Raw genomic sequence first — 12704 nt, forward strand, 5'->3', positions numbered from 1 at the left:
ATGATTGTTACTAATTCAGCTAAGCTGCAAAGTAATCATAGTACTAATGATACTACTAATTTAGTTGATGTAGTACTTATAGGTAGTGGAATTATGAGTGCTACACTTGGTACTTATTTACAAATTCTTGAACCAGACTGGACTATTTACATGTACGAAAATTTAGCAAACTTTGCTGAAGAAAGTTCTAATAGTTTTAATAATGCTGGTACTGGACACGCTGCTTTTTGTGAAATGAACTATACTCCACTGAATAAAAATGGTGAAATTGATATATCAGCAGCGATATCAGTCAATGAATCTTTTGAAATTTCAAGACAGTTTTGGGCCTATTTAGTTAAAAATAAACGACTAAACCATCCACCATCTTTCATTAATAATGTACCACATATAAGTTTTGTATGGGGTAATGAAAATATTAGTTTTTTACGTAAACGTTTTTACGCATTGCATAATTCTACACTTTTTAGTGGTATGGAATTATCTGAAGACCCTAAACAAATAAGTCAGTGGGCACCATTAATCATGGATGGTCGTGATACTTTACAGAAAGTAGCAGCTACGCGTATGATTATGGGTACAGACGTAAATTTTGGAGAAATTACTAAACAATTAGTTACATCGCTACAGCGTAAACCTAATTTTTATTTGCATCTTAACAATAAGGTAGTAAATATCAAAAAAAATTTAGATACCACTTGGACTATATGCTGTACTGAAGAAAATAATTATTTTTTTAAGACTACCATTCGCTCACGTTATGTATTTATTGGATGCGGAGGTGCATCATTAAGACTATTACAAAAATCAGGAATTGATGAAGTAAATGGTTATGCAGGTTTTCCAGTAGGAGGAAAATTTTTAGTGACTCATAACCCTAATATAATTAGTTATCATCAAGCCAAAGTGTATGGTAAAGCTTCTGTTGGAACTCCGCCTATATCAGTTCCTCATTTAGATACTCGTGTTATTGATGGTAAATTAATGTTATTTTTTGGTCCTTTTGCAACTGTTAGTAGTAAGTTTCTAAAAAATGGTTCATGGCTAGATTTATTTCAATCACTCACATGCAGAAATATGTTACCAATATTGCATGTTGGTAAAAATAATATTAATTTAGTTAAATATCTTATTAGTCAACTTATTATGACAGACGAAGATAGACTAAAGGCACTACGCGAATATTATCCACAAGCAAGATTAAAAGACTGGATGCTTATCAAAGCAGGTATGCGTGTTCAAATAATCAAAAAAGATGACAAACAAGGAGGCATACTACAGTTTGGTACAAAAATAATTTCTACTAAAGATGGAACTTTATCTTCATTATTAGGAGCATCTCCTGGAGCATCTACCGCTGCAGATATAATGTTAGAAATATTAGGCATAATGTTTAAAACATATATTACTAGTGAAACTTGGCAAAAAAAACTAAAAGAAATAATACCTTCTTACGGTAAAGATTTAAACGGAAATTTACAATTAACTAATAAAATACGAAGTTATACTTGTGATTTACTTAAACTTAACTATGTTGAAGCAAAATAACTAAATGAGTAATATAACTTACTAAATAAGTTATTTATAATAAAATAAGTTTAATAAAAGATGTCTCTATATTATCAAAATAAAAAAAACGATCAATTATGGATGCGCTGTGCTCTATCTTTGGCAAAATGTGCAGAGACTAAAGGTGAAGTACCTGTAGGTGCAGTTTTAGTATTAGAAGGACAAAAAATAGGAGAAGGCTATAATAGTTCAATTAGTTCTAAAGATCCTACTGCTCATGCAGAAATTATAGCATTAAGACTAGGAGGTAAAAAAATAGGTAATTATAGGATAAATGGTGCAGTGATGTACGTAACTTTAGAGCCATGTGTAATGTGTACTGGCGCCATGGTTCATGCACGTATTAATCGTATTGTTTTTGGAGCCAAGGAGGGAAAAACTATATTATCAGGAGCTTCTTCATATGTGCTGAATTATCCTAATATAAACCACAGCATAATACTATGCTCTGGTGTGCTAGAAAACGCTTGTACTTCACAAGTACAAGCGTTTTTTCATCGAAAACGCGCAAGTAAAATTAAATATTAAATTTATACTTTTATTAAAAATAAAGTAATTAACTTTTGATATATTAAAATAATATTTTTATCAACTAAAACAATAAGTAGAAGTAATAGAGAGAGCTGTTATTATGGAAATATTTCGTGGTTTACCTGCTATGTCAGTATTTCGTATTAATAAGCTACTATCCTGTTGCAAAACAATGAACTTACCAGTTAATTATATTGATACTGAATATATTTATTTTGCTGAAATTAATCCAAAACTAACTAACAATGAAAATAAAAATTTAATTAAAATATTAAAATGTATTTCTTATAATAATGATATTAAGTATCAAAATAGTCGTCTAATGTTAGTAACACCACGTTATGGTACTATTTCTCCATGGTCTTCAAAAGCACAAGATATTTTGCACAATTGTGGACTAAAGCAAGTAAAACGTATTGAGCGGGGGATAGCTTTTTGGATTAACGCACCAAAAATTAATAATACTCAATGGAAACAATTAGGAGAATTACTACATGATCGTATGATTCATACAGTGTTAGATAATTTTGAACAAGCACCACTATTATTATCTAAAAATTCCCTAGAATCATTTAATATGATAGATATACTAAGTCTTGGTCGCGATGCTTTAGAAGAAGCTAATATATCATTAGGTCTTGCTCTAACAAAACAATTAATTCAATATTTATTCGATACATTAACTAGTATGAAACGCAACATTAGTGATGTGGAACTTTATATGTTTGCACAGGCTAATTCTGAACACTGTCGACACAATATTTTTAATGCAAAATGGTTAATTAATGGTAAGCCTCAGAATAAATCTCTATTTAATATGATTAAATCGACGTTCACTAAAAATCCAGATTATGTACTATCGGCTTATAAAGATAATGCTGCAGTTATAGAAGGACCGGTAGTGGGTCGTTTCTTTTATGATACACAAATTGAACGTTATGATTATCATCAGGAAGCTGTAAACATTGTAATAAAAGTAGAAACACATAATCATCCTACAGCTATTTCACCTTGGCCAGGAGCAGCTACTGGTATAGGAGGAGAAATTCGTGACGAAGGCGCTACTGGAATTGGCGCTAAACCTAAAGCTGGCTTAGTGGGTTTTACTGTATCTAATTTAAGAATACCAGGATTTATCCAGCCTTGGGAAGGGAACTTTTTACGGCCAGATCATATATTTTCAGCATTAGAAATTATGACAGATGCTCCTTTAGGAGGGGCATCATTTAATAATGAATTCGGACGTCCTTTAATTATAGGTTATTTTCGTACTTATGAAGAGTTAGTTAACAGCCATAACGGAATTGAGTTGCGTGGTTATTACAAACCGATAATGTTAGCTGGAGGAATCGGTAATATACGTAATGAACATGTGCATAAAAATACAATTAAAAGATACGCAAATTTAATTGTATTAGGTGGCCCAGCTATGAATATAGGCCTAGGTGGTAGTACTGCATCATCTATAGCATCAGGTCAGTCTGATACATATCTTGATTTTGCATCGGTGCAGCGTGATAATCCTGAAATGGAACGTAGGTGCCAGGAAGTAATAGATCGATGTTGTCAATTAGGTAAATATAATCCTATATTATTTATCCATGATGTAGGTGCTGGTGGTTTATCTAATGCTCTATTAGAACTTATTAGAGATTTAAAGTGCGGCGGTAGTTTTAATTTACGCGCTATCCCTAACGATGAACCTAGCATGAGCCCACTGAAAATATGGTGTAATGAAGCACAAGAACGCTATGTAATTGCTTTATTACCAGAAAATTTAGCACAATTCGAAGCAATTTGCCGCCGAGAACGTGCCCCTTTTGCTTGTATTGGTACAACTACAAAAAAATTACATGTCATTCTTCATGACGACCATTTTAGAACTAATGTCGTTGATCTTCCACTAGAATTTTTTTTTGGAAAAGTACCTAATATGATACGTGATGTCGTTAGCTTACAAGCTGTCGGACAAGAACTTAATCGCCAACATATAATTTTAGCAGAAGCAGTACAACGTGTATTACATCTTCCTGTAGTAGCAGAAAAAACATTTCTTATTACGATTGCAGATCGTAGCGTGACTGGTATGGTAGCACGTGATCAAATGGTCGGACCATGGCAAGTCCCGGTTGCAGACTGTGCTATTACTTTGGCTAGCTTTGATAGCTATTATGGGGAGGTAATGTCTATAGGAGAACGAGCTCCGGTAGCACTACTAAACTTTACTGCGTCAGCTAGACTTGCAGTAGGAGAGGCAATAACTAATCTTGCTGCTACAAATATTGGTGATATAAAGCTAGTTAAACTATCTGCTAATTGGATGGCTGCAGCAGGTCATCCAGGTGAAGATGCTGGTCTTTATGCAGCAGTTAAAAATATAAGTGAGGAGGTTTGTCCAGCGCTAGGGCTAACAATTATAGTAGGTAAAGATTCTATGTCAATGAAAACTAGTTGGCAAAATGGTACTACTAATAAATTATGCGAAATGACAGCCCCGCTATCGCTAGTAATAACTGCTGTTGCTAAAGTTGAAGATGTACGCGCGACTGTTACACCACAATTGCGAGTAAATTGCGATAATCTATTAATTTTAATCAATTTAGGCTCTGGTCATCAAGCTCTAGGTGCTACTGCACTAGCACAGGTTTATCGTCAATTAGGTGATGATACAGCTGATATTCGTAATATTGAAGAATTAGCCAGTTTTTACAGAAGCATACAAAAATTAGTAACTACTGGCTATCTACTAGCCTATCATGATAGATCTGATGGTGGTTTACTAGTTACTCTAGCAGAAATGGCTTTTGCTGGTCATTGCGGTATTGATGTAGATATTGCTGTACTTGGTGAAGATTATCTATCAGCTCTTTTTAATGAAGAGTTAGGTGCAATAATACAAATTGCTATATCAGATTTAAATGCAGTACTGAAAATTTTTGAAGATGAGAATATTGCTAAATGTATTTATATACTAGGATCTTCTAAAATTGGAGACAATTTTATTATCCGCCATGGTGGTAACTATCTATATAGTGAAAGTCGTACTTTATTACGCACTTGGTGGGCAGAAACTAGCTGGCAGATGCAAAGATTAAGAGATAATCCAGAATGTGCAGATCAAGAACATATTGCCCGTCAAGATAAGTCTGATCCTGGTCTTAACGTAAAACTTAGCTTTAATTTAAATGAAGATATTGCTGCACCTTATATTGCTAAAGGTATACCACCTAAAGTTGCTATTTTACGTGAACAAGGTATAAACTCTAATGTAGAAATGGCAGCAGCATTTCATAGAGCTGGATTTCATGCTATAGACGTACATATGAGTGATTTAATATCAGGAGTCATTAATTTAAAGAATTTTCATATGTTAGTCGCATGTGGTGGTTTTTCTTATGGTGATGTATTAGGTTCTGGGGAAGGTTGGGCTAAATCAATATTATTCAACTCTTATGTACGCGACGAGTTTGAAGCTTTCTTCTATCGTCCAAATACCTTAGCACTTGGAGTGTGTAACGGATGTCAGATGATGTCTCATCTTAGAGAATTAATTCCAGGCGTAGAACTTTGGCCACATTTTATTCGTAATAAGTCTGAAAGTTTCGAATCTCGTTTTAGTTTAGTTGAAGTTACCTATAGTCCATCTATTTTGTTACAAGATATGGTTGGTTCTAGGTTACCAATTGTCATTTCCCATGGAGAAGGACGTGTAAATTTTAACAATGATGAACATTTGATTGCTATAGAAAAAATGAGATTAGTAGCATTACGCTATATTGATAACTACGGACGAGTAACAGAAAAGTATCCTGCTAACCCTAACGGTTCAGTAAATGGTATAACTGCGATTACTAGTATAAATGGTCAGGTAACACTAATTATGCCACATCCAGAACGTATATTTCGTACAGTAAGTAATTCCTGGCATCCTGATGAATGGGGAGAAGATAGCCCTTGGATGCGACTGTTTCGTAATGCGCGTAAACAAATAGGTTAAATTTTAAATAAAATTATATATAATATTGTCATACTATTATAGTAAATATTTTTTTAAATTAAACTAATTAAGTTTGTTTATAAAAACAATTTCATTGTACTATAAAATATGAATTTTATTCATAACTAGTAGTGAGAAAAAATGTTAACAAATAACATCAATATTAAAAATTATGATCAAGAGTTATGGTGGGCAATACAGCAAGAAACCATACGTCAGGAAGAACATATAGAATTGATAGCATCTGAAAACTACGCTAGTAAGCGAGTGATGCAAGTACAAGGTTCCTTACTGACTAATAAATATGCTGAAGGTTATCCTGGGAAGCGTTACTATGGTGGTTGTAAATTAGTTGATGTAGTAGAAACATTAGCTATTGATCGTGCTAAACAATTATTTGGCGGAGATTATGCTAACGTACAACCACATTCAGGTTCACAGGCTAACTTTGCGGTTTATACAGCTTTATTACAACCTGGAGATACAGTGCTAGGAATGGACTTAGCACATGGCGGTCACTTAACTCACGGCTCATCAGTAAACTTTTCTGGTAAAATGTATAATGTAATATCTTATGGTGTTGATGAAAATGGTTACATTGACTTTAATCAGCTAAATACACTAGCAATTAAGCATAAGCCAAAAATGATTATAGGTGGCTTTTCTGCTTATTCTCGTGTAGTAGATTGGACTATAATGCGCAAGATAGCAAATAGTATTATGGCTTTTTTAGTTGTAGATATGGCCCATATAGCTGGACTTGTAGCTGCTGGTATTTATCCTAACCCAGTACCTTATGCTGATGTAGTAACCACTACTACTCATAAAACATTAGCTGGTCCTAGAGGAGGATTAATCATAGCAAAAGGTGGTAATAAAGAAATGTATAATAAGCTGAATTCATCAGTATTCCCTGGAGCACAAGGTGGGCCTCTCATGCATGTAATAGCTGGCAAAGCTATAGCTCTAAAAGAAGCTATGGAGCCAGAGTTTAAAACTTATCAGCAACAAGTTGTTAATAATGCTAAAATGATGGTCAATGTATTCCTTAATAGAGGATTTAACGTAGTATCGGGCGGAACAGATAATCACCTTTTTTTACTAAATCTAGTAAATAAAAATATTACTGGTAAAGAAGCTGATTTTGCTCTGGGTCGTGCTAATATTACAGTAAATAAGAATATCATTCCAAATGATCCAAAAAGTCCATTTGTTACATCTGGTATCCGTATTGGTACTCCTGCTGTTACACGCCGTGGCTTTAATGAAACTGATGTTTATAAACTAGCTAACTGGATTTGTGATATATTAGATAATATTAATAATGAAGAAGTTATTCAATCTACTAAGAAAAAAGTACTAGATATCTGCGCTAGTCATCCAGTTTATACTTAAAAAGTATAATAATATTATTTACTTATAATATTTATTATATCTTGAACTATACGTGAATTGCCAGCTAAAATTTTACAATCCAGCTGAATATTATTATTAATCTTTACAAGATTAAAATCTTTTACCCAGCCACCTGATTCTACTACTAGTAACTCACTAGTAGTGTGACATGTGGTTAAACCAATATCAAATAAAAATAAACAGTCTACTCTTCCAGCTGCAAGATAGGCTATATCTAGCGTACTTGATCCTGTGCAGCGTAAATCTATACAATTATTTAATAATTTAAGTAGTAAATTACTATATTCAGTATAATATTTTGGGTTTTGCTGTTGAATAGGAGAATTGATGCTAAGAATAGTACCTGCTAAATTTTTTCTGCTACTACTACGTAATCGATAGCTATTCATTTGGGCACCATGGCCCCTTATTGTACTAAATAGTTCATTACGCATAGGATCGTATACTACTGCAATTTCAGTTCGTCCTTTAAAACATACTGAAATTGAAACAGCAATATGAGGAATACGTTTAATAAAATTATTAATACTATCAATAGGATATATAATCCAGGTTATAGATCTATCTCTACCAGTTATCTGTCCACTTTGTTCATTAATCACAGTATGCTTAGGATAATATTTAAGAATAATTTCAATCATTAAGCGTTCTGCTTCTTTGTTAACATAAGTAAGAAAGTGATTTTTATTGGTGTTACTAGCTTCTATATTATCATAGTATTTAGCCAAAAAATCTCCTGCTTTTCGCGCAGCACGACTAGTAATATTTAGCATGGAATGCATATGTTTTTAACTTAAAAAAAGTTATCTATAATAATAAAAAATTAATATTAACTACTATACTATAGTTAGTATAGTATAGTATATATTATAGTACGAGGTAGGAGTGAATTGAGTATGAAATTACCTGTATATCTTGACTATGCTGCTACTACTCCGGTAGATCCAAGAGTAGCTGAAAAAAATGATGCAATATCTAACTATTGAAGGAATTTTTGGTAACCCGGCTTCTCGTTATCATCGTTATGGTTGGCTAGCTGAAGAAGCAGTAGATATAGCACGTAATCAAATTGCAGTTCTTATTGGAGCTGATTCACGTGAGATTATTTTTACTTCTGGTGCAACTGAATCAGATAATCTTGCTATTAAAGGAGTAGCGCAAGCTAATAGAGAAAAAGGTAATCATATTATTACTAGTTTAACCGAACATAAAGCTGTTATAGATACCTGTAAATATTTGGAACAATATGGATATAACGTAACATGGTTAGTTCCAAATAAAAAAGGTTTAATTTCGCTAACACAACTTAGTAATGCTGTACGAAAAGATACTATATTAGTATCATTAATGCATGTTAATAACGAAATTGGAATTATTAATAATATAGCTACCTTTGGGCATTTATGTAAAAACAATAATATTATATTCCATGTAGATGCTACTCAGAGTATAGGTAAACTACCTATTGATCTTTCAGTACTTCCGGTAGATTTAATGTCTTTTAGTAGTCATAAATTATATGGCCCTAAAGGTATTGGTTGCTTGTATATTAGTCGTAAAAAGAAAATAAATATAAATGCACAAATGCATGGTGGAGGGCATGAGCGTGGCATACGTTCAGGTACTTTGCCTGTACATCAAATTGTTGGAATGGGTGAGGCGTATCGTATTGCTAAAGAAGAAATGGCTAATGATATGTTACGTATTAGGGTGTTACGTGATCGCTTATGGCAAGGGTTAAAAAAGATAAAAGGGGTTGTAGTAAATGGAGATTTATCGCATAGTTTATTTACTATACTAAACGTTAGTATTCATAATGTTGATGGTGAGTCGCTAATGATTTTTTTGAATGACCTAGCTGTTTCATCAGGCTCTGCTTGTAATTCGACTAATTTAGAATCATCGTACGTACTACGTGCACTAGGTATTAATGATAAACTAGCTCATAGTTCAATTAGATTCTCTCTAGGTCGTTTCACTACCAAAGAAGAGATAGATTATGCTATTACACAGTTTCATCGTGCTGTTGCACATCAGCGAATTATATCACCAAAATATTATTTATATTAACTAATATCATTATATAAAAAATGATACATACAGTTCAGCATAACAGCTATTATGCTATAAATATAAATCAAGGAAAAATAAATAATATGTCGTTTGAACGTACACTTTCTATTATCAAGCCTAATGCTGTTACTAAGAACGTAGTAGGTGCTATTATAAATCGTTTTGAAAATGCTGGTTTTAATATTATTGGTATAAAAATGTTAACACTTACACGTGAGCAGGCTGAAAAATTTTATATTCATCATAAAAGTAAACCTTTCTTCGACAGTCTAGTTTCTTTCATGATTTCTGGTCCTATAGTAGTACAAGTACTTGAATGTAAAGATGCAATACGCCGTAACCGTGAGATTATAGGATCTACAAATCCAGCTTATGCTTTAACTGGAACTTTAAGAGCAGATTATGCTGATAACTTAATAGAAAACGCAGTGCATGGTTCTGACTCAGTAGAATCTGCTCTTAATGAAATTGATTATTTTTTTGATGTAAATGAAGTGTTTATGAAAAATTTTAATTAAATAGCAATATATAATATATATTTAATCAATATAATAAGTTTATTATTATGAATAGTGCTATCACTGTTAAACGTCGTAAATCGATACGTATTAACGTTGGCAAAGTGCCAATAGGAGATGGGGCACCGATTACTGTCCAATCTATGACTAATACTAATACTAATGACGTTACTGCAACAGTAAAACAAATTAATGCCTTAGAGCGTGTTGGTGTAGATATCGTACGGATATCAATACCTACTATGGATGCAGCAGAAAAATTTAAACTAATTAAACAGAAAGTTACTGTTCCTTTAGTTGCTGATATACATTTTGACTATCGTCTAGCACTAAAAGTAGCTGAGTATGGAGTAGATTGCCTACGTATTAACCCTGGTAATATTGGTAATGAAGCACGTATCCGCTCAGTAGTAGATAGCGCTCGTTATCACAATATTCCTATCAGAATTGGAATAAATGCTGGCTCACTTGAGAGATATTTACAACATAAGTATGTTGAGCCTAATGCGGAAGCACTATTAGAATCAGCTATGCGACATATTGATATTTTCGATAGACTTAATTTTGATCAATTTAAAGTGAGTATCAAAGCATCTGATGTATTTATCACTGTACAGGCTTACAGGCTATTAGCCTCAAGAATTGATCAACCATTACATTTAGGGATTACTGAAGCTGGTAGTGCGCGTAGCGGGGCAGTAAAATCTGCTATAGGATTAGGATTATTACTTAGCGAAGGTATTGGTGATACTTTGCGTATTTCTCTTGCTGCTGATCCAATCGAAGAAGTTAAAGTCGGATTTGATATTCTAAAATCTCTACGTATTCGTACAAGGGGGATTAATTTTATAGCATGTCCTACCTGTTCTCGTCAGGAGTTTGATGTTATTAGCACAGTTAATGCTTTAGAAAAACGATTGGCAGATATTATCACTCCGATGGATGTTTCTATTATTGGCTGTGTAGTGAACGGCCCAGGCGAAGCAAGAATATCTACCATTGGGGTCACTGGAGGATATAATAAAAGTGGTGTTTATGAGGATGGAATTAGACAAGCTGACCGTATTGATAATAACTCTATAGTAGATCAGCTTGAAGCTCGTATTCGTGCAAAAGCAATAATGCTAGATAAGAAAAATCAAATAGCAATCAAGTTAATTAATAAATAATCTTATATTAGAAATATTATATATGGTAAAAATAATACAGGCTATTCGTGGTATGAAGGACTATTTACCTGTTGATACTACTTGCTGGCAGAACCTAGAAACATTATTAAAAAAAGTACTAGTTAGTTATGGTTATAGTGAAATTAGGCTACCTTTGTTAGAGCGTACTATATTGTTTAAACGTGCTATAGGTGAAATCACAGACGTAGTCGAGAAAGAAATGTATAGTTTTGAAGATCGTAATGGCGATCACGTGACTTTACGGCCAGAAGGTACTGTAGGATGTGTACGAGCTAGTATAGAACATAGTCTGATATACAAAACATTAGAACAGCGTTTATGGTATATAGGCCCTATGTTCAGACATGAAAGACCGCAGAAAGGGCGCTACCGTCAGTTTCATCAGTTAGGAGCTGAAGTATTTGGCCAGCATGGTCCTGATATAGATGCAGAGCTAATTATGATATGCACAAATTGGTGGCAATTATTAGGTATCAGTAAATATGTAACATTGGAAATAAATTCTATTGGTTCAATCAATTCTAGGAAAAATTATTGTAAAGCGCTAGTTAATTTTTTATCAAAGCATGAAAAATATCTAGATGAAAACTGTCGTCGTCGTATGTATACGAATCCCATGCGTGTGCTTGATACTAAGAATACTGATATTAAAATGTTGTTACTAAAACATGATGCACCAGTATTAGCTGATTATATTGAAGATGATGCTAGTATGCACTTTGCTGGACTATGTGAACTATTAGATTTAGCTAAAATTAAATATACTATTAATCCGCTTTTAGTACGCGGCTTAGATTACTATAATGGTACAGTTTTAGAATGGGTAACTAATAGTTTAGGCTCTCAGCAAACAATTTGCGCAGGAGGTCGTTATGATGGATTAGTAGAACAACTTGGTGGACATGATACACCAGCAATTGGAATAGCTATAGGGCTTGAACGTCTAATACTCCTAATGCAAACAGTACAACCTAGCATGATAGTCTCAGGATCAAGCATTGATGCTTATTTAGTAGTAATAGGTAATAATATACAAGTTACGGCAATGATTCTAGCGGAAAAAGTACGTCATGCATTACCATCACTACGTCTTATGACTAATTGCGGAGGCGGTAGTTTAAAAAAACAGTTAAGACAATCTAATAAATACGGTGCCCGTATTGCCTTAATATTAGGTGAAAGTGAAGCAGCAGCACAGCAAGTAATTATAAAAAATCTAGCTACTGGTACTCAGAAAATAGTACCACAGTACTATGTAGCTGAAAATATTTCCAATATGTTATCATAAAATTTAAATTAATAGTTTTACTATTTTACAATTTAATTATATTGACTATTTTTGTAGCAAAAAAAGCTAATTATTCTTATAAAATATAAATACTGATATAATTATATAATATTTTATATTAT

Annotated in this window: 8 protein-coding genes and 1 pseudogene; 8 read left to right on the forward strand and 1 reads right to left on the reverse strand. The window is 33.1% G+C overall.

The window, feature by feature from the left end:
• The 4 genes from mqo (at position 1) to glyA (ending at position 7492) form a co-directional block, all read left to right on the forward strand.
• The gene (gene mqo, locus AB162_RS00005) at positions 1-1548 is read left to right on the forward strand and encodes a malate dehydrogenase (quinone) (protein WP_053096392.1); all 1548 of its coding nucleotides are present in this window, start codon (positions 1-3) and stop codon (positions 1546-1548) included.
• A gap of 60 nt (positions 1549-1608) precedes the next feature.
• Entirely contained in the window at positions 1609-2097 is a 489-nt protein-coding gene (tadA, locus tag AB162_RS00010; protein WP_053096394.1) for a tRNA adenosine(34) deaminase TadA, read from the forward strand.
• 103 nt (positions 2098-2200) lie between these two features.
• Positions 2201-6097: a phosphoribosylformylglycinamidine synthase gene (purL, locus tag AB162_RS00015; protein WP_053096396.1), complete on the forward strand. Its 3897-nt coding sequence runs from the start codon at positions 2201-2203 to the stop codon at positions 6095-6097.
• Between the two features lie 141 nt (positions 6098-6238).
• A complete protein-coding gene (gene glyA, locus AB162_RS00020) occupies positions 6239-7492 on the forward strand; it encodes a serine hydroxymethyltransferase (protein ID WP_053096398.1) in 1254 nt (417 codons plus the stop codon).
• A 14-nt stretch (positions 7493-7506) separates the two neighbouring features.
• Here the strand turns inward: glyA and AB162_RS00025 are convergent, their stop codons facing one another.
• The gene (locus AB162_RS00025; protein WP_053096400.1) at positions 7507-8295 is read right to left on the reverse strand and encodes an inositol monophosphatase family protein; all 789 of its coding nucleotides are present in this window, start codon (positions 8293-8295) and stop codon (positions 7507-7509) included.
• A gap of 114 nt (positions 8296-8409) precedes the next feature.
• Between AB162_RS00025 and AB162_RS00030 the strand changes: the two are divergent.
• The 4 genes and pseudogenes from AB162_RS00030 to hisS all read left to right on the forward strand — a co-directional run bounded on the left by AB162_RS00030 (position 8410) and on the right by hisS (position 12582).
• Positions 8410-9583 (forward strand): annotated as a pseudogene (locus tag AB162_RS00030) (IscS subfamily cysteine desulfurase).
• A gap of 86 nt (positions 9584-9669) precedes the next feature.
• A complete protein-coding gene (ndk, locus tag AB162_RS00035) occupies positions 9670-10104 on the forward strand; it encodes a nucleoside-diphosphate kinase (protein WP_053096403.1) in 435 nt (144 codons plus the stop codon).
• Between the two features lie 47 nt (positions 10105-10151).
• On the forward strand, positions 10152-11273 hold the full coding sequence (ispG, locus tag AB162_RS00040) for a flavodoxin-dependent (E)-4-hydroxy-3-methylbut-2-enyl-diphosphate synthase (protein ID WP_053096405.1): 1122 nt from the start codon (positions 10152-10154) through the stop codon (positions 11271-11273).
• 22 nt (positions 11274-11295) lie between these two features.
• On the forward strand, positions 11296-12582 hold the full coding sequence (gene hisS / locus AB162_RS00045; RefSeq protein WP_053096407.1) for a histidine--tRNA ligase: 1287 nt from the start codon (positions 11296-11298) through the stop codon (positions 12580-12582).
• Positions 12583-12704 lie beyond the last annotated feature (122 nt).

Origin of the sequence: Candidatus Palibaumannia cicadellinicola, assembly GCF_001269425.1 — a bacterium.
Taxonomy (GTDB): domain Bacteria; phylum Pseudomonadota; class Gammaproteobacteria; order Enterobacterales; family Enterobacteriaceae; genus Baumannia; species Baumannia cicadellinicola_A.

What these genes read in the sequence shown, in the direction of transcription:
- mqo (WP_053096392.1), top strand. Translation starts at nt 1, where the DNA reads ATGATTGTTACTAATTCAGCTAAGCTGCAAAGTAATCATAGTACTAAT.
- ispG (WP_053096405.1), top strand. Translation starts at nt 10,152, where the DNA reads ATGAATAGTGCTATCACTGTTAAACGTCGTAAATCGATACGTATTAAC.
- ndk (WP_053096403.1), top strand. Translation starts at nt 9,670, where the DNA reads ATGTCGTTTGAACGTACACTTTCTATTATCAAGCCTAATGCTGTTACT.
- AB162_RS00025 (WP_053096400.1), bottom strand. Translation starts at nt 8,295, where the DNA reads ATGCATTCCATGCTAAATATTACTAGTCGTGCTGCGCGAAAAGCAGGA.
- glyA (WP_053096398.1), top strand. Translation starts at nt 6,239, where the DNA reads ATGTTAACAAATAACATCAATATTAAAAATTATGATCAAGAGTTATGG.
- tadA (WP_053096394.1), top strand. Translation starts at nt 1,609, where the DNA reads ATGTCTCTATATTATCAAAATAAAAAAAACGATCAATTATGGATGCGC.
- purL (WP_053096396.1), top strand. Translation starts at nt 2,201, where the DNA reads ATGGAAATATTTCGTGGTTTACCTGCTATGTCAGTATTTCGTATTAAT.
- hisS (WP_053096407.1), top strand. Translation starts at nt 11,296, where the DNA reads ATGGTAAAAATAATACAGGCTATTCGTGGTATGAAGGACTATTTACCT.